This window comes from Serratia sp. 2880STDY5682894, from assembly GCF_001537385.1.
Lineage (GTDB): Bacteria > Pseudomonadota > Gammaproteobacteria > Enterobacterales > Enterobacteriaceae > Serratia > Serratia nevei.
On the sequence record NZ_FCJA01000003.1, the window covers coordinates 87,926 to 103,563 of the forward strand.

Consider the following 15,638-nt stretch of genomic DNA (forward strand, 5'->3'; position numbering starts at 1 on the left):
GCGCCTGTGAATTCTTTCTCAGGTGCCCATCATGAATATCTACCTTTCCATGGCCGCGTTTGCGCTGGCGGCCTCCATCACCCCCGGCCCGGTCAACATCGTCGCATTGAGCGCCGGGGCGCAATTCGGCTTTGGCGCGACCCAGCGTCACGTGTTCGGCGCCACGCTGGGGTTTACCCTGTTGCTGGTGCTGCTGGGATTGGGCATGCACCAGCTGCTGACCCTGTGGCCGGCGCTGACCCGCTTGATTCAGTGGGCCGGCGTGGCCTTCCTGCTGTTTATGGCCTACCGGCTGGCGTTTGACGACGGCAGATTGGGCAGCGGCGCGGCGCGGGCGCCTTCCTGGCGCTACGGCGCACTGATGCAATGGCTGAATCCCAAGGCGTGGCTGGCGTCGGTGGCCAGCCTTGGCGCTTTTGTCGGCGACGGCGACATCCGGCTGCTGTGGCAGTTCGCCGGGCTCTACTTCGTGATTTGCTATGCCTCGGTGGCCTGCTGGGCCTATGTCGGCGCGATGCTGCGCGGCCTGCTCAGGCAGGCGCGCAACGTGCGGCGTTTCAACCGCGCGATGGCGCTGCTGTTGGCGGCCAGCGCCTGCTATCTGCTGGCGGAGGGTTTTTGATACTGCCCCGGCGTGGCGGCCAGCAGCTGCTTGAAGGTGCGCTGGAAGTGCGCCTGATCGGCAAAGCCGCTTTCGCTGGCGGCCGCAGCGATCGGCAGGCCGCTCTTCAACAGCCGATGGCCGTGCTGCACGCGGCGGTTGACCAGATAGGCGTGCGGCGTCATGCCGTAGCGCTGGCGGAAGGCGCGGATCAGGTAAGAAGGGGACAGCGCGGCGGCGCGGCAAATGTCGTCCAGCGTCAGCGGCCGGGTGCAGTGCGCGTCGATAAACGCCGCCGCCGCTTCCAGTCGGGTATGCGCCGGTGCCTCCGGCTGGCGGACATCGCCCAGCCCGAGCTGCAGGGCGCTGAAATACTCCACCATGGCGATCTGTTTTTCCAGCGCGCAGCACAGCGGATCCGTCAGCAGCGCATAAAGCCGGTTCAGGCCGTGGAACAGCGCCGGATCGCGGCTGAGCGGCTGGCTGAACGGAACAAAACGGTCACCGTCGCCGCCGAGCAGCTCCTGCTGCAGCGCGCCGAGCCAGGCGAGATCGAGATAGAACATGATGTACGACCAACGGCGATCGGCGATGGGGTTGCAGGCATGCGCCTGCTGCGGGTTGATGACAACCAGATCGCCGGCGCTGACCTGCATGCGCCGCTCGCCGTTGACATAGGTGCTGACGCCGCCGGTGATGGCGCCGATGGAAAAGAATTCGTGGCTGTGCAGGCTGTAGCACACCTGGCGGCCATCCTTGATGGCGCGGGCTTCGACGAACGGCAACTGCGGATCGCGCCAGAACTGCGGCGTTTTTTCACTCATACGCTTTCCTTTTCACTGCGGCGGCATCACAGTGTTATAGCCTGAAAGCGTCAAGGGGGGGAATGGCGGATGATGATTTTTAACGTGTTCGGCCGTCTGCTGGGCGTGAAGCGCATCGGGGACGAATGGCGGCTGTTCCGCGTGACGCTGCCGGAGCGCAAATATGCCCCCAGCTACGATATCGTGCTGCCGGCCGACCTGCGCGAAGAGGAGATCGCCGGCTATCTGGGGGATATCTATCACGAGGCGGCGACGCCACAGCGGCCGGACGTGTTTCGCGTCGAATAGCGCGGCGCGTCACTCTTCCGCGTTGCGCGCCATCATGCGGCGTTGATGTTCCTCGCCGGCGGCCTGGATCTCTTCCAGCACCGAGCCGACGTCGGCACGTTTCAGGATTTCGCTGAACCGGCCGCTGAGGACGCTGTCCGGCGTCAGGTTGCCTTCCTGATACAGCGCCCAAATCTCTTTGGCGTATTGGCTGTCGCGCAGCTCCGGCGCGAACTGGCCGTAATACTCGGCCAGATTGCCGATATCGCGCTCGAACATGCTTTTGGCGTGGTTGTTGGCGGCGGCGTCCACCACCTGCGGCAGATCGATGATCACTGGCCCGTCTTTATCCATCAGTACGTTGAATTCCGACAGGTCACCGTGCACCAGCCCGGCGCACAGCATGCGCACCGCGTAGTTCATCATCAGGGCGTGATCGGCGCGCGCCTGTTCCGGCGTCAGGATGACATCGCTCAGGCGTGGCGCCACCAGGCCTTCTTCGTCGGTGATCAGCTCCATCAGCAGCACGCCGTCCAGGCAGATGTCCGGCTGCGGCACCCGCACCCCGGCCTTGGCCAGCAGATACAGCGCGTCCACTTCGGTGTTTTGCCAGGCTTCTTCCTGCTGCTGGCGGCCAAATTTGGAGCCTTTGCTCATGGCGCGCGCGTCGCGGCTGTTGCGCACCTTGCGTCCTTCCTGATAGTGAACGGCCTGCTTGAAGTTGCGCTTCTCGGCCTCTTTGTACACTTTGGCGCAGCGGATCTCATCGCCGCAGCGCACGATAAACACGTCGGCTTCTTTGCCGCTTTTCAACCGGCGGATGACGTCGTCGATTAACCCGTCATCAACCAGCGGCTGGAGTCGTTTTGGAATTTTCATGCAGCCTTGTACCCTATTTAGGCTCCGGTGTGAATGGCTTGCGCAGTTGATAGCGTAAGTTAGACCCGAAAGGCAAACATTAGTTTTGCCGCCGCGTCATCAATACGCGGCGGCGGGCGCTCACAGGCTGGCGGCCGGCACCCAGACGCTGACGCTGCCGGCGTTGACCGGGAAATGGGCGCTGCCCTGGTCGTCGGTGGTGATCTCCTCCTGACGGTTGCCGAGGAAATCGCGCCAGGCGGTGTGCGCCAAATCGGCGCCCAGCGCGACGGTCTTGCCGCTCTCGCCGCCGTTGGTCAGCAGCACCACGCAGCCGGGGGCCTCGGCGGTGCCGGCGCGGCTGAAGGCCACGCAGTGACTGTCGTCGAAGTAGTCGGCTTGCGGGCCGTTGGCGAAACGCTGGCGGGCGGCGATCAGCTTCTCCAGCTCCGGGATCGCCGGCATGTCAATCTGGTACTCGCCGCCGTCGCGCCCCTTGTCGCGGTAGCTGGCGCCATACAGGTCGGGGTAAAACACGCAGGGCACGCCCTGTTCGCGCAGCAGGATCAGCGCGTAGGCCAGCGGTTTGAACCAGGGTTCCACCGGCGCTTCCAGCGATTGCAACGGCTGGGTGTCGTGGTTGGCGACCAGCGTTACCGCGTGGGCCGGATCGGCGGCGGTCAGGGTATCGGTGAAGATCTGCGCCATGTCGAAGCCGTCGCCCTGTTTCGACGCCTGATGAAACTTCAGGTGCAGCGCCACGTCGAACAGCATCACCTTGCCGTCCACCAGCTCGATGTATTGTTGCAGCGCACTCAGATCGTGCGACCAGTATTCGGCGACGATAAACAGGTCGCGCTGTGCGCTGCCGCGCACGTGATCCGCCCACTCTTTGAAGAACCAGGCGGGAATGTGCTTGGCGGCGTCCAGGCGGAAGCCGTCGCACGGCAGGCTTTCCAACAGCCAGCGCGCCCAGTATTTGAGCTCCTCCGTCACGGCGGCATTGCGGAACTCCACGTCGGCCCCCATCAGATAGTCGTAGTTGCCTTTTTCGTCGTCAACCTGATCGTTCCAGCCGTCGTCGCCATAGTCGTTGGCGATTTTGAACACCCCTTTGTCGTCCGGCTGTTCAACGTAATCGACGCCGCTGAAGCATGTGTAATCCCAGATAAACTCGGAATGCACGCCCTGGCGGCCGGGAAAGGTGAAGCGGGTGTAGGCCAGCGCGTCGAAGCCCTGGTCGTCGATGTCGTTGCGGTTGTTGGCGTCCACTTTGAACACGTGTACCTGTTCTTTCTCGTCCGCGCCAAGCTTGTGGTTGAACACCACGTCGTAGAGTACCCCCACGCCGTGTTCGCGCAGCGTAGTGGCGGCGTGTTCGAGCGCCGCCTTGTCGCCGTATTTGGTGGCTACGCTGCCTTTCTGGTCAAATTCGCCGAGATCGAACAGATCGTAAGTATCGTAGCCGACGGAGTAGCCGCCGGAAGCGCCCTTGTAGGCAGGCGGCAGCCACAGGTCGGTGATGCCTAGTTCGGCCAGGTGCGGGGCGCGCTCGGCGGCCTCCTGCCACAGTTTGCCGCCGTCGGGGTAGTACCAGTGGAAGAATTGCAGCAGGGTGGTTTTTTTCGTCATGAGCCAGCGTCCCGGTTAGCCAGAAGGAGAGGAGCAGTTAAAGCATGGGCTACTTTTGGCAAAAGGGACAAGTTTGGTATAGGCGGCCCGAGAAGGCCGCCCGAGAGATGGCTTAACGCTGGCTGGCGTAATGAGGTGAGCGTGGGCCATAAAGAATGGCGCCGTTCTGACCTGTCGCCGATAACAGACGGGTGTTGGCGATGGCGCCAACATCAAATCCTTTGTCGCTGATGGTATCGGCGATTTGTGAAATCGCGGCGCTGATCACCATGCCCAGCAGGCCTCCGGAGTTGTTGTTGCCTTCGTTGCTGGATGCGGTGGCGGTGCCGGCCCACAGCTGTTTGCCGTTGCGCAAATCGACCAGGCGAGCGGCTACGGTAACGCGGGTTTCGCTGCTGATCACCATGTAGCTGGTGCCGTATTGCGTGACATCCAGATACAGCACGGTGTCGGCGCCGAAAATCTGGTGCAGTTTTTTCGGACTGACGGCGCGAATGTCGTTGGCGTTGGTTAGACCGTTTTGCAGGAAGGTTTCCTCCACTACAGCGACCGGCAGCACATAGTAACCGGCCTCGGCCAACGGCAGGGTGGCGCTGGCGAGTACGCTGTGGCTGGCTTTGATATCCGGCGACTGGTTAACCGGCGGCAAGACCAGAATCGACTTCGGCTTGCTCTCATGGAACGCCGCATAATCATAAGGCGTCTGCTTGGCGCAGCCGCTTAGCAACAGGGTGGCGGCAACGCCGAGTAAAGTGAGTACACGCTTCATTTAAAACTCCCCTTATCCCTGGCCATCAGGAAATTCATAAACGGCGCCGATTCCGGGAACAGCGTTTTTTCCGTGTTGAATTCACTCATTGCTTGTCCGTCGTTGCCGGTTTTGCTGTACAGCAGCCCCAGTTGCGCATGCAGACCTGGTGGTACGGCTTTATCCTTGGCGCGGGATTTCTCGACGATCTCTTTCAGCGTGGCGATCTGCTGCTCAGGGCTTTGCCCCTCCTGCTGGTAGTATTGATAGAGAGAAGTTTGGTAGCCATCCCAATTGTAAAGCGTTTTCGGCGCGGCGCAGCCGGCCAGCAGGGTCGCTGCAAACAGCGCCCCGCCCATTTTTTTAGTTATCATCTTTCTGCTTCTATTCCGTTAGTTAGCAGGGCGCCATGCGCCATTTTCGATACCGGTGACCAGGTTATTGACGGCTTCACGCACGGCCAGGTCCAGCACCTTGCCGTTAAGGGTGGAGTCGTAGCTGGCGGTGCCCCCGAAACCGATGATTTCGCGATTGGACAGTTCGTATTCACCGGCGCCCTGAGAGGAAAAGACGACTTCTGAGGTCTGTACGTTTACGACGTTCAGATTGACTTTGGCGTAAGCGACTTGTGATTTACCCCGGCCCAAGATCCCCCACAGCTGATGATCGCCGACTTCTTTACGGCCGAATTCGGTGACATCGCCGGTAATCACATAATTGGCGCCTTTCAGCGTTTGTGCCTTCCCTTTAATGCCGGCTTCAGTTTTCAGCTCTTCCATGTTGGCGCGATCCAGCACGTTGAAACGGCCAGTCTGTTGCAAATGCGTGATCAGGATAGTCTTGGACTGATTGCCCAGTCGATCGACGCCATCGGAGAAGATGCCGTTCATGTAGCTGGAGCGGTTGTCGAATTTACCGACGGCGATAGGGCTGCGTGGGCCCTGATAAGTGGTGTTGTAGGAAGCGACTTTCGGCACTTCCAAAGTGCGAGAAGATTCGGTCGCGCAGCCCGCCAGCAAGGTGACGGAAAGGGCGACGGAACAGACGGCGAGTGATTTTTTCATTGGCGTGCAATCTCTCCATGAGCATAAAACAGCGCGGGAGCAACCCGCGCCCGACGTTGATATAACGAGCGTTGTCGCCGTTATAGAAACGCCGCGATCCTGCCATGAATATGTAACAAATTACAACAATATATCGGCATTAATGCCGCTATTAACATTGTTGTAACCCGTTGGAATGCAATGGATTAGTCTCGATTTTCTCTCTTCATTACAGTGTTTTTCACGATTGTGTATTTTTTGTCTGGGTTATTGTCTTTTTAATCTTAAATACATGGCCATTAATCCTGAAATATTTTAACTAACCAGTTTTTTGTATTGATTAATGTTACGTTTTGCATCAGCTCCTGTGTTATGCCGGGGTTCATGACGGCTTGATGATCCGTTAAGGTAGTGAAAATTAGGTAACACTATCAACCAAGTGTCATTTTTTATCGGTAGCTAATCGGGGATATCAATTGTGAACATCAGGGATTTCAGAGCATTGGCGCGCAGTTTGGTCAGAGAATTCGGCATGTTGAACAAGCAGAGCAACGGCTCGCGCTTTTCGCCGCTGCAGATCCATCTGATGATTGAAGTCAGCGAGCAGCCGCTGGGCGTCACCGAGCTGGCGGCCCGGCTTTGCATCGACAAAGCCAGCGCCAGCCGGGCGCTGCGCAGCCTGGTTGCCGCCGGTGTGATAGAAACGGTGGATCATCCGGATGACAAGCGGCACAACCTGCACCGGCTGAGTAAAAAGGGCGGCAAGGCGCTGGCCGGCATCGAGAGCGACGCCGACGGTTTTATGCAGGCGGCGCTGGCGCAGTTGGACGACGATGAGCTGGCGAGTACCACCGCGGCGATGAAAAAGATGACCGCGGCGCTGCGCAGCGCGCGCAAACAGCGCGACGCCAACCTGCGGGTGCGGCCGATTGCCGCGCGCGACGATGCGGCGATGGCGGCGATCATTCGCGATGTGTTTCGCGAGTACGGCATGGACAAGATGGAAGGCGTCAGCCTGCACGATCCGGATCTCGATCGTCTGACCGGTCTGTATCGCGACAACGGCGGCCATTACTGGGTGCTGGAGCGGGACGGGCAGGTGGTGGGGGGCGTCGGCATGGCGCCGCTGGCGGGCGAAGAGCCCGGCTATTGCGAGCTGCAAAAGCTGTTCTTCAAACCCGGCGCGCGTGGGCTGGGCATGGCGCGCTATATGGTGGTACAGGCGCTGAAGGCGGCGCGGGCGGCGGGGTATCGCTACTGCTACCTGGAAACCACCGAACAGTTGAAAGAGGCGATCGGGTTGTACTACGCGCTGGGATTCACGCTGCTGACGGAACGGCGCGGCAACACCGGCCATCACGGCTGTAACGTGTGCATGCTGAAAAATCTGAAGAACGACGATATGTGAGCGGTTTCAAGGTTAGCGCCCGCGCCTTGTGCCACCCTGTTAACCGTTTGATAACAATCACAACGTTTTATCAGGGAGGAAACTATGTTGGGGGATCCGATGGCGCTGTCCGCGCTGGTCACGCTGGTGGTCATCGCGCTATGGGCCAGCGCCCGCTTGCCGGAGTATTTGGTCGCGCTGCTGTTCTTCGCGGCGGTGATGGTGTTGCAGCTGGCGCCCGCCGCGGTGACCTTTTCCGGTTTCGCGTCTTCCGCATTCTGGCTGGTGCTTAGCGGTTTCGTGCTGGGCACCGCCATCCGCAGCACCGGTTTGGCGGATCGCCTGGCCAACCGGCTCTTGCCGCACCTGGCCGACTCCTGGCCCCGCCTGGTGGGCGGGGTGGTGGCGATAAGCTACGCGCTGGCGTTTGTCATGCCCTCCAACATGGGGCGCATTACGCTGCTGATGCCGATCGTCATGGCGTTGGCCGATCGCGCCGGTTTGGGGGAGGGCTCGCGCGGCCGCATCGGTTTGGCGCTGGCGGTGGGGTTCGGCACTTTCCAGCTCTCCGCCAGCATCCTGCCGGCCAACGTGCCCAATCTGGTGATGAGCGGCGCGGCGGAAAGCGCCTACGGCAGCCACTTCGCCTATCTTTCTTACCTGCTGTTGCACGCCCCGGTGCTCGGGTTCGCCAAAGGCGCGCTGCTGACGCTGTGCATCTGCGGCCTGTTCCGTGCGCGGCCGCAGCCGGTGACGGCCGAGGCGGCGCAAACCCCGCTCAGCGCCGCCGAATGGCGGCTGATCGCGCTGTTGGGCGCCACGGTGTTGCTGTGGATGACCGACAGCTGGCATGGCATCGCTCCCGCCTGGATCGGGTTGGTGGCGGCCTGCGTTTGCCTGTTGCCGCGCATCGGATTTCTCAACGGCGAGCAGTTCGCCGCCGGGGTTAACGTGCGCACCTGCATCTACGTGGCGGGGATCCTGGGGCTGACCGCGCTGGTCAGCCACTCGGGGCTTGGCGATCGGCTGGGCGGTGCGCTGTTGGCGATGATGCCGGATCTGCACGGCAAACCGTTCACCGCATTCGGTTCGCTGGTGGGGATCACCGCATTGCTGAATTTTGTGGTGACCGCCAACGGCGTGCCGGCGCTGTTTACCCCGCTGGCGCAGGCGTTGTCTGCGGGCAGCGGCTTGCCGCTGCTGACGGTGCTGATGACCCAGGTGATCGGTTACGCCACGCCGCTGCTGCCGTATCAGGCTTCGCCGATCGTGGTGGCGATGGGGATGGGCAAAGTGCCGGCGCGTGAAGGGTTGAAGCTGTGCCTGCTGTTGGCCGCGCTCAGCTTTGCGCTGCTGGTGCCGCTGGATTATCTGTGGTTCAGACTGCTGGGGTGGATCCCGTAAACCGACCGGCGCGTTGGCGGGCAGATAAAACAAAAGGCGGCCTGAGCCGCCCTTTTGCGCGATTGCCGGTGTGGCAATTAATTGTAGATGATCGCGGTACCGTGCAGTTTGTTGTCGCCGGTGGTTGCGATGATCTGGAAGGATTTGGCGCCGGCTGCGTCGGCTTTGGCCGCCAGTTTGTTTTCCAGGCTGCTCAGGTCGGACGCACCGCTGACGGTGACGACGCCGGCTTTTTGCAGATCGGCCGGTTGAGCGTTGACCAGTTCGGCGGCGAAGCTGCCGAAGGAGACGGAAGCCAGTGCGATGGCGGCGATGGTCATTTTCAGGTTTTTCATAGTCTTATTTCCTATCTGTGTTCTTTACAATATTTGTTTGGTAAGGTCGCTAAATTAATTAACGATCGATAATTTAATGTTAGATGCCGGTTTGACAGATTGCAAGTATTTTTTTAATGCTCGTTAATTAATTTTTTTTACGCCCTGGCGTTGTGAGCAAAAGAACAGGCAATCTGTTGGCTTAATGCGTTGTTATTGATAGATTTCTGCAGTGCCGTGCAGCTGGTTGTTACCGCCGGCGCCGATGATGCGGAAGGATTTTGCACCGGCCTGATCGGCTTTGGCTGCCAGGCTGCTTTCCAGCGAGGTCAGATCGGATGCGCCGCTGACGGTGATGACGCCCACTTTCTGCTGGTCAGCCGGTTGGCTCTGGACTAAATCGGCGGCGAAGCTGCCGAAGGAAACGCTGGCCAGAGTGAGAGCTGCTAAGGTTAATTTTAAGTTTTTCATGATGTTATTTCCTTTCCGATAACGGTGAATAGAGGGTTTTAATCCGCTTCGCTAATTTATCTTAACGATCGATAACTAAATGCTAATAGGTTCTCGACGAGGGCGCAATATTTTTTTATAATGATCGTTAAGTTATTTGTGCTAACCCTGCTGTGGAGCGGGATAGGAGAGGAACGATGAGCATCAATGAAACGGTCTGCGGCAAAAAAAGCCGTGGCAGACCGAAACAATTTGATCGCGACCGGGCGCTGGAAAGCGCGCTCGATCTGTTCTGGCGGCACGGTTATGAAGCTACCTCGCTGGCCGATCTGGTGGAAGTGACCGGCGCCAAGGCGCCAACGCTGTATGCGGAATTCGGCAACAAAGAAGGTATGTTCCGCGCGGCGGTGGAGCGCTATCTGCAGAAATATACGGTTTGCGCCAACCAAATGCTGGAGCAGGATCTGCCGGTGGCCGAGATCGTCGAGGCCTATGTGCGTTCTTCCGCCGAGGTGTTTACCGACCCCGACACGCCGTCAGGCTGCTTTATGGTGTGCGCCTCCGCCGCGCTGTCGTCGGCGTCCGATGACGTCGCCCAGATGCTGCGCAGGAAGCATCATGCGCAGGAAGCGGCGCTGAAGGCCTGCTTCGATCGCAAGGTGCAGCAGGGCGAACTGCTGGCGAAAACCGACACCGCGCTGCTGGCGAAATACGTGATTTGCACCATTGAAGGCATGTCGGTGCAGGCGCGTGAAGGGGCAAGCCGGAGCGATCTGCTGCGGTTGCTGGAGGCGTTGATGCTGGTGTGGCCGCGGCTCAGCCAGATTGGCAATAAGGTGTAACAACCGGCCCGGCTTTTACCGCAATGCTGATCAGTTAATCCTGAGTGGCATTTTTTATCCAGCCTCTGGGCGTTCTGTGCAGGGGAATTGCCGTAAATGTCCTGCATTTCTCTGTGGCCAACATGAACGGCAATTGGAGGGGCCGAAGGCGCGGCCCCTCCACCCGCGCTCTTGCTTAACACCGTCTGTCCGCTTTGCGGAAATTACTCGGCCCATCCTGGGCCTCGCCCCTTCGGGGCCGCTGCAAGCAGCGTTCAAATCTGCTCCCGGCAGATTTGTCCTCGCCGCGTCTGCATTGTCGGGCGGGTCGGCTGCGACAAACGTCCCTGTTAGTCTCGCCTCAACCGGCCTTCCCTGGCCGGTTGCCCCTGACAACGCCGTCTTGCTCGGCAGCCGGTGATGCGCACCAAAGGTCAACCCCCGTGCTGGCAGCTACCGGGCAACCCGTCCTTTATGAGGTTATGGCAGAGCGAGGAATCGGAGATGAGCACCGTATTGGACGCCCTTGAAGACGCCGAACGCAGGCATAGCGCATTAGGCGAAACCGCCATGGACGGCGGTTTCAGGTGAGACAGGCAGGGACGCCTGTCGCAACCGGCCTCAATGCGGTATGGCGGAGGGAGGGGAGTTGGCAAAGCCAACCGTCTGACAGGGCAAAGGCGAGGGTTGCCAGGGGCCGCGCCTTCGGCCCCTGGCTCGGTCGAGGTGCGTGAGCCACATAGAGCATCTCACTTTTATCGACCGAAAATTTCACGAACGCCTGCATAAAAACGCTAACTGACCAGCATTACGGCTTTTACCGGGCCGTGTAACCCATTACTGATTGACCGGGATCACCGCGCCCTGGTATTTCTCGCGGATAAAGTCCTGAATCGGTTTGGAGTGCAGTACCTTGACCAGCGCCACGATCTCCGGTTTGTTCACGTCGGCCTTGTGCACGGTGATGATGTTGGCGTACGGGTTGTTTTCGCCGCTTTCGACCGCGATCGGATCTTTGGTCGGATTCAGCCCGGCGTCGATGGCGTAGTTGGCGTTGATCACCACCGCGTCGCCTTCGTCGTTGTTGTACATTTGCGGCAGCAGCGCGCCCTCAACGTTGGCCTGGAACTTCAGGTGTTTCGGGTTTTCCACCACGTCGCTGATGCGCGCGTCCACTTTGCTCACCCCCGGCTTCAGCTTGATCACGCCTTCCCGTTCAAAAATAGACAGGATGCGGCCTTCTTCCGCCACCGCGTCGCGCATGATGATTTTGCCGTTTTCCGGCAGATCTTTCAGGCTCTTGTACTTCTTCGAGTAGATGCCGATAGGCTCAATATGGATCGCGCCGGCGCTGACGAAGTCGTAGCTCTTGTCGTCGGCGTGGTCTTTCAGCACCGAGTTCAGGTAAGGCACGTGCTGGAAGTAGTTGGCGTCGATGTCGTGGCTGGCCAGCGCGGTGTTCGGCAGGATGTAGTCCTGAAAGCGCTTGATCTGCAGATCGATGCCTTCCTTCGCCAGTATCGGCTTGGCCTGTTCGAGGATCTCGGCGTGCGGCACGTTGGAGGCGCCGACCACCAGCTTGGTCACTGCCGTGGCGCCATAGGAGGCGAGGGTGGCGACGGAGGCGAAAGCCAACATCAGTAGGTGCTTTTTCATCATCGTTTTCCTTGGTTAATTAACGTTTATCGAGCGTTCTTGTCAGGGTGTCGCCGATGAACTGAATGACGAAAACGATCAGCAGGATCGTCAGCGTCGCCACCAGCGTCACGTCACTGTGGTTGCGTTGGAACCCCTCCAGATAGGCCAGGTTGCCCAGGCCACCGGCGCCGATCACCCCGGCCATCGCGGTGTAGCTCACCAGCGCGATCAGGGTGACGGTGATGCCGGAAACCAGCGCCGGCGAGCTCTCCGGCAGCAATACGCGGAAAATCAGGGTGCGGTTTTTGGCACCCATCGAGCGCGCCGCCTCGATCACCCCTTTGTCGACCTCGCGCAGCGCGATCTCCACCAGCCGGGCGTAGAACGGCGCCGCGCCGACGATCAGCGCCGGCAGGGCCGCGTCCGCGCCGAGAATGGTGCCGATCAGCGATTTGGTGAACGGGATCAGCAGCACGATCAGAATGATGAACGGAATGGAGCGGAAGACGTTGACCAACACGGAGATCAGCGAGTAGACCGCCCGGTTCTGCCACAGCTGGCCCTTCGAAGTTAAAAACAGCAGCACGCCGAGCACGATGCCCAGCACCAACGTGGCCAAACCGGCGATGCTGGTCATGTACAGCGTTTCCCAGGTGGCGTCCCACAGTTGATCCAGACGCAGGTGGGGGAACAGGGATTCAATCATGTTGGATAACCTCGACGGCGATGTCTCTTTCGTGCAGCAGGCTGAGCATGTCGGCGACTTGTTGTTCGTTGCCTTCGGCGTGGATGTACAGTTCGCCGAACGAACCGTTGAGGGTGTGGCTGATCTTGCCGTGCAGAATGTTGATGGTCAGGGCGTAGCGTCGGATCACTTCGGCGATCACCGCCTGATGGGTTTGCACGCCCACGAAGGTCAGCTTGAAAATCGCCCCCGGCAGATGGGCGGTGAGCAGCGGGTTGAAGCTCTCTTCGGTATCCGCATACTGCGACACCTGTTTGACGAACTGCCGGGTGATCGGTTGCTGTGGCCGGGTGAACACGTCGAGCACCGGGCCTTCTTCGACGATGCGGCCGTTTTCCATCACCGCCACGCGGTGGCAGATTTTGCGCACCACGTGCATCTCGTGGGTGATCAGCACGATGGTCAATTTCAGCTGGCGGTTGATGTCCAGCAGCAGGTCGAGAATGGCGTCGGTGGTCTGCGGGTCGAGCGCCGAGGTGGCCTCGTCACACAGCAGCACGCTCGGGTTATTGGCCAGCGCGCGGGCGATGCCGACGCGCTGTTTCTGGCCGCCGCTGAGCTGCGACGGGTAGGCGTCTTCGCGCCCCTGCAGGCCGACCAGCGCGATCAGTTCCGCCACGCGCGGCGCAATCTGCGCCTTGGGCACGCCGGCGATCTGCATGGAAAAAGCGATGTTTTGGCTGACGGTGCGCGACCACAGCAGGTTGAAGTGCTGAAACACCATGCTGATTTTCAGGCGCGCCTGGCGCAGGTGGCTGCCTTTGGCGCGGGCGATATCGAAGCCGCCTACGTCAATGCGGCCGCTGGTGGGCGTTTCCAGGCCGTTAAGCAGGCGGATGAGCGTGCTTTTGCCGGCGCCGCTGTAGCCGATGATGCCGTAAATTTGCCCGGCCTCTACCGCCAGGCTGACGTTGTCTACCGCCACGACGCGGCCCTGTGTGCTGTCAAAAGTTTTGCAAACGTTCGAAAGAACGATCATAGCGAAGCGGATCCTTATCGATACTTCACAGCATTCCGTCCAGAGCGCGGTGCGCCGGACAGGGATCGTTCGGCTTTTCTGCGGGGCACAACCCGGCGGGGAGTGGCGGACGGAACCTCTGTTGCGGGTGAATACCGGGCAATCCTACCGAGGGTTTATAGTGACAGGAAGAATGTAAATTCTATTACTTATTCTGATTTGATATATAAACCGGCGGGTGAAACAGGGGGGAGAAAACCGGCCGCAGGGCGGCCGGCGGGAGGGCTAGCGTTTGTCCAGCTTCATGTGCAGCAGCGGGAACGGGTTGCCCTGGCCGTCGAGCGGCGAGCGGCCGGTGATGACAAACCCGTAGTGGCGATAGAAGCCGCTGGCCTGCGGGTTTTGCTCATTCACGTCCAGCTGCAGTTCATCGTGCAGCGTTTCCGCGTGGGTCAGCAGCGCTTTGCCCACCCCTTTGCCGCGCTGATCGGCGTCGATAAACAGCATCTCCACCTTGTTGCCGTTCAGGCCGATAAAGCCGCAGGGATGCCCCGGCCGCTCTTCGGCCACCCAGACGTTAACCGCCGGCAGGTAGTCGTTCAGCACCAACGGGAACAGCTGCGCGATGTTGTCTTCGGTTAAAAAATGGTGAGTGGCGCGCACCGAACGCAGCCAGATATCTGCCAATTGCGCGTTGTCTTCCGCCGCGCGTGCTCTGATGGTAATCATCGAACTCTCTGCTATCTAAGTTGAAGGAAAAAAACTAGATAGAGGTTTTGTGGGGTTAGTGCCGAATTAACGTGGGTTAACGCCCTGCAAAGCGCCTCTGCAGTGGATCGAATAGGCCCGCCTTTTTGCAAGCGGTATAATAACTGTAATTCAGTAAGTTAATGCTTTCAACCGCCGCAGGGCGTAATGGGGCGCCCGCCGCGTGATACACTGGCCGCTGAATGAGCGAGAGGGCAGCAGGATGGAAGCGGTACGCGCAGCGATAGAAAAACAGGTGCTAAGCCTGACTGGGCTGGCGCTCGGCGGCGTCGATTTTGAGAACCCACCGGGCGATCCGGGCTTGTTCGGCCCGCAGTCGGTCATCTGGCAGGTTCACCGCGATTTCACCCCGATGCTGTGCGGCGGCGTCAGCGCCTTGCTGCTGCAGATGCTGCACCCGCTGGCGCTGGCCGGGGTGTGGGATCACTCCAACTTCCGCGAAGATATGATTGGCCGCCTGCGCCGCACCAGCCAGTTCGTGTCGGTCACCACCTTCGGCCCGACCGCCGAGGCGGAGCGGCTGATTGCCAAAGTCAAAGCCATCCATCTGCGGGTGACCGGAGTCGGCAGCGACGGCACGCCTTATGCTGCCAGCGATCCGGCGCTGCTGACCTGGGTACACGTCGCGGAGAGCAGCCGTTTTCTGGCCAGCCACCTGCGCTACCGCAACCCCCATCTTTCCCGCGATTTGCAGGATCAATACTACCGCGAAGCGGCGCGCGTGGCCGCCGCGCTGGGGGCGACCGCAATTCCTCAGTCCTGCGCGGAGGTCGAAGAGTACCTGCAGGCGATGCGGCCGCAGCTGGTCTGCGATGAACGCACGCAAGAGGTGGCGCGCATTCTGCTGAAGGCGCCGGCGCCGAGCGCATTGGCGCGCCCGCTCGGCGGGGTGGTGATGCAGGCGGGCATCGATCTGTTACCCGATTGGGCGCAGCGGCAGTTCGGCTTTCATCCGGGCGCGCTGCGGCGGCGGCTGGTGCGAACGGGTGCCGCCGGTTTGGGTAAGGTACTGGGCGCGTCGATGCGCAACGGCTCCTATCAGCGCGCGGTGCGGCGCATCACTCAGCCGTCATGAGCCACAGCCGCTATAATTAACCTTTGTTTATCTTCGTTTACGGACGCTTTTGAGACTTTTACGGGTGATCCGGCCAGTAATGCGTTTTACACTTGGGGGCAAAGC

At 60.2% G+C, this 15,638-nt stretch carries 18 protein-coding genes; 6 read left to right on the forward strand and 12 right to left on the reverse strand.

Annotated elements, in window-relative coordinates:
* Positions 1–31 precede the first annotated feature (31 nt).
* Positions 32–622, forward strand: coding sequence for a LysE family translocator (locus AWX27_RS08680; protein WP_060421075.1), 591 nt, complete (start codon positions 32–34; stop codon positions 620–622).
* On the opposite strand, the gene AWX27_RS08685 is transcribed toward AWX27_RS08680, so the two are convergent.
* The gene (locus AWX27_RS08685) at positions 598–1,425 is read right to left on the reverse strand and encodes an AraC family transcriptional regulator (RefSeq protein WP_060421077.1); all 828 of its coding nucleotides are present in this window, start codon (positions 1,423–1,425) and stop codon (positions 598–600) included. The two genes, AWX27_RS08680 and AWX27_RS08685, sit on opposite strands and share 25 nt — an antisense overlap.
* Positions 1,426–1,494: 69 nt before the next feature.
* Here AWX27_RS08685 and AWX27_RS08690 point away from each other — a divergent pair, with 69 nt between their 5' ends.
* A complete protein-coding gene (locus AWX27_RS08690; protein ID WP_038879994.1) occupies positions 1,495–1,713 on the forward strand; it encodes a DUF7661 family protein in 219 nt (72 codons plus the stop codon).
* A 9-nt stretch (positions 1,714–1,722) separates the two neighbouring features.
* Here AWX27_RS08690 and AWX27_RS08695 read toward each other — a convergent pair whose 3' ends face one another.
* The 5 genes from AWX27_RS08695 to AWX27_RS08715 form a co-directional block, all read right to left on the reverse strand.
* Positions 1,723–2,571 carry a PA4780 family RIO1-like protein kinase gene (locus tag AWX27_RS08695; protein WP_060421079.1) on the reverse strand — a complete coding sequence of 283 codons (849 nt, stop codon included), beginning with the start codon at positions 2,569–2,571 and terminating at the stop codon, positions 1,723–1,725.
* A 120-nt stretch (positions 2,572–2,691) separates the two neighbouring features.
* Positions 2,692–4,182, reverse strand: a complete 1,491-nt coding sequence (gene amyA / locus AWX27_RS08700; protein WP_060421083.1) for an alpha-amylase — start codon at positions 4,180–4,182, stop codon at positions 2,692–2,694.
* Positions 4,183–4,294: 112 nt separating this feature from the next.
* On the reverse strand, positions 4,295–4,951 hold the full coding sequence (locus AWX27_RS08705; protein ID WP_060421088.1) for a DUF799 domain-containing protein: 657 nt from the start codon (positions 4,949–4,951) through the stop codon (positions 4,295–4,297).
* Complete coding sequence (locus tag AWX27_RS08710; protein ID WP_060421091.1) at positions 4,948–5,304, reverse strand: DUF4810 domain-containing protein; 357 nt, start codon at positions 5,302–5,304, stop codon at positions 4,948–4,950. Before AWX27_RS08710 ends, AWX27_RS08705 begins: the two co-directional genes overlap by 4 nt.
* A gap of 18 nt (positions 5,305–5,322) precedes the next feature.
* Positions 5,323–5,994 carry a CsgG/HfaB family protein gene (locus AWX27_RS08715; protein ID WP_004939528.1) on the reverse strand — a complete coding sequence of 224 codons (672 nt, stop codon included), beginning with the start codon at positions 5,992–5,994 and terminating at the stop codon, positions 5,323–5,325.
* A 481-nt stretch (positions 5,995–6,475) separates the two neighbouring features.
* Here AWX27_RS08715 and AWX27_RS08720 point away from each other — a divergent pair, with 481 nt between their 5' ends.
* Together AWX27_RS08720 and AWX27_RS08725 are read left to right on the forward strand one after the other, a co-directional pair.
* Complete coding sequence (locus AWX27_RS08720; protein WP_080347957.1) at positions 6,476–7,381, forward strand: bifunctional helix-turn-helix transcriptional regulator/GNAT family N-acetyltransferase; 906 nt, start codon at positions 6,476–6,478, stop codon at positions 7,379–7,381.
* 84 nt (positions 7,382–7,465) lie between these two features.
* Positions 7,466–8,764, forward strand: a complete 1,299-nt coding sequence (locus AWX27_RS08725; protein ID WP_060421094.1) for an SLC13 family permease — start codon at positions 7,466–7,468, stop codon at positions 8,762–8,764.
* A gap of 77 nt (positions 8,765–8,841) precedes the next feature.
* On the opposite strand, the gene AWX27_RS08730 is transcribed toward AWX27_RS08725, so the two are convergent.
* Both AWX27_RS08730 and AWX27_RS08735 read right to left on the reverse strand, forming a co-directional pair.
* The gene (locus AWX27_RS08730) at positions 8,842–9,099 is read right to left on the reverse strand and encodes a multiple stress resistance protein BhsA (RefSeq protein WP_004939517.1); all 258 of its coding nucleotides are present in this window, start codon (positions 9,097–9,099) and stop codon (positions 8,842–8,844) included.
* A 192-nt stretch (positions 9,100–9,291) separates the two neighbouring features.
* A complete protein-coding gene (locus tag AWX27_RS08735) occupies positions 9,292–9,549 on the reverse strand; it encodes a multiple stress resistance protein BhsA (RefSeq protein WP_060421097.1) in 258 nt (85 codons plus the stop codon).
* A 176-nt stretch (positions 9,550–9,725) separates the two neighbouring features.
* On the opposite strand from AWX27_RS08735, the gene AWX27_RS08740 reads away from it, so the two are divergent.
* Positions 9,726–10,370, forward strand: a complete 645-nt coding sequence (locus AWX27_RS08740) for a TetR/AcrR family transcriptional regulator (protein WP_049201030.1) — start codon at positions 9,726–9,728, stop codon at positions 10,368–10,370.
* A gap of 816 nt (positions 10,371–11,186) precedes the next feature.
* Here the strand turns inward: AWX27_RS08740 and AWX27_RS08745 are convergent.
* The 4 genes from AWX27_RS08745 to AWX27_RS08760 all read right to left on the reverse strand — a co-directional run bounded on the left by AWX27_RS08745 (position 11,187) and on the right by AWX27_RS08760 (position 14,419).
* Entirely contained in the window at positions 11,187–12,005 is an 819-nt protein-coding gene (locus AWX27_RS08745) for a MetQ/NlpA family ABC transporter substrate-binding protein (protein ID WP_060421100.1), read from the reverse strand.
* 19 nt (positions 12,006–12,024) lie between these two features.
* Positions 12,025–12,693, reverse strand: coding sequence for a methionine ABC transporter permease (locus AWX27_RS08750; RefSeq protein ID WP_060421103.1), 669 nt, complete (start codon positions 12,691–12,693; stop codon positions 12,025–12,027).
* Positions 12,686–13,711, reverse strand: a complete 1,026-nt coding sequence (locus tag AWX27_RS08755) for a methionine ABC transporter ATP-binding protein (RefSeq protein WP_041034030.1) — start codon at positions 13,709–13,711, stop codon at positions 12,686–12,688. Before AWX27_RS08755 ends, AWX27_RS08750 begins: the two co-directional genes overlap by 8 nt.
* A gap of 264 nt (positions 13,712–13,975) precedes the next feature.
* Complete coding sequence (locus AWX27_RS08760; protein ID WP_015377088.1) at positions 13,976–14,419, reverse strand: acetyltransferase; 444 nt, start codon at positions 14,417–14,419, stop codon at positions 13,976–13,978.
* A 241-nt stretch (positions 14,420–14,660) separates the two neighbouring features.
* On the opposite strand from AWX27_RS08760, the gene AWX27_RS08765 reads away from it, so the two are divergent.
* Positions 14,661–15,533 carry an oxygenase MpaB family protein gene (locus AWX27_RS08765; protein WP_060421110.1) on the forward strand — a complete coding sequence of 291 codons (873 nt, stop codon included), beginning with the start codon at positions 14,661–14,663 and terminating at the stop codon, positions 15,531–15,533.
* The last annotated feature ends 105 nt before the right edge of the window (positions 15,534–15,638 follow it).

What these genes read in the sequence shown, in the direction of transcription:
- AWX27_RS08710 (WP_060421091.1), bottom strand. Translation starts at nt 5,304, where the DNA reads ATGATAACTAAAAAAATGGGCGGGGCGCTGTTTGCAGCGACCCTGCTG.
- AWX27_RS08715 (WP_004939528.1), bottom strand. Translation starts at nt 5,994, where the DNA reads ATGAAAAAATCACTCGCCGTCTGTTCCGTCGCCCTTTCCGTCACCTTG.
- AWX27_RS08685 (WP_060421077.1), bottom strand. Translation starts at nt 1,425, where the DNA reads ATGAGTGAAAAAACGCCGCAGTTCTGGCGCGATCCGCAGTTGCCGTTC.
- AWX27_RS08705 (WP_060421088.1), bottom strand. Translation starts at nt 4,951, where the DNA reads ATGAAGCGTGTACTCACTTTACTCGGCGTTGCCGCCACCCTGTTGCTA.
- AWX27_RS08760 (WP_015377088.1), bottom strand. Translation starts at nt 14,419, where the DNA reads ATGATTACCATCAGAGCACGCGCGGCGGAAGACAACGCGCAATTGGCA.
- AWX27_RS08695 (WP_060421079.1), bottom strand. Translation starts at nt 2,571, where the DNA reads ATGAAAATTCCAAAACGACTCCAGCCGCTGGTTGATGACGGGTTAATC.
- AWX27_RS08750 (WP_060421103.1), bottom strand. Translation starts at nt 12,693, where the DNA reads ATGATTGAATCCCTGTTCCCCCACCTGCGTCTGGATCAACTGTGGGAC.
- AWX27_RS08725 (WP_060421094.1), top strand. Translation starts at nt 7,466, where the DNA reads ATGTTGGGGGATCCGATGGCGCTGTCCGCGCTGGTCACGCTGGTGGTC.
- AWX27_RS08755 (WP_041034030.1), bottom strand. Translation starts at nt 13,711, where the DNA reads ATGATCGTTCTTTCGAACGTTTGCAAAACTTTTGACAGCACACAGGGC.
- AWX27_RS08735 (WP_060421097.1), bottom strand. Translation starts at nt 9,549, where the DNA reads ATGAAAAACTTAAAATTAACCTTAGCAGCTCTCACTCTGGCCAGCGTT.
- AWX27_RS08690 (WP_038879994.1), top strand. Translation starts at nt 1,495, where the DNA reads ATGATGATTTTTAACGTGTTCGGCCGTCTGCTGGGCGTGAAGCGCATC.
- AWX27_RS08680 (WP_060421075.1), top strand. Translation starts at nt 32, where the DNA reads ATGAATATCTACCTTTCCATGGCCGCGTTTGCGCTGGCGGCCTCCATC.
- AWX27_RS08730 (WP_004939517.1), bottom strand. Translation starts at nt 9,099, where the DNA reads ATGAAAAACCTGAAAATGACCATCGCCGCCATCGCACTGGCTTCCGTC.
- amyA (WP_060421083.1), bottom strand. Translation starts at nt 4,182, where the DNA reads ATGACGAAAAAAACCACCCTGCTGCAATTCTTCCACTGGTACTACCCC.
- AWX27_RS08745 (WP_060421100.1), bottom strand. Translation starts at nt 12,005, where the DNA reads ATGAAAAAGCACCTACTGATGTTGGCTTTCGCCTCCGTCGCCACCCTC.
- AWX27_RS08765 (WP_060421110.1), top strand. Translation starts at nt 14,661, where the DNA reads ATGGAAGCGGTACGCGCAGCGATAGAAAAACAGGTGCTAAGCCTGACT.
- AWX27_RS08740 (WP_049201030.1), top strand. Translation starts at nt 9,726, where the DNA reads ATGAGCATCAATGAAACGGTCTGCGGCAAAAAAAGCCGTGGCAGACCG.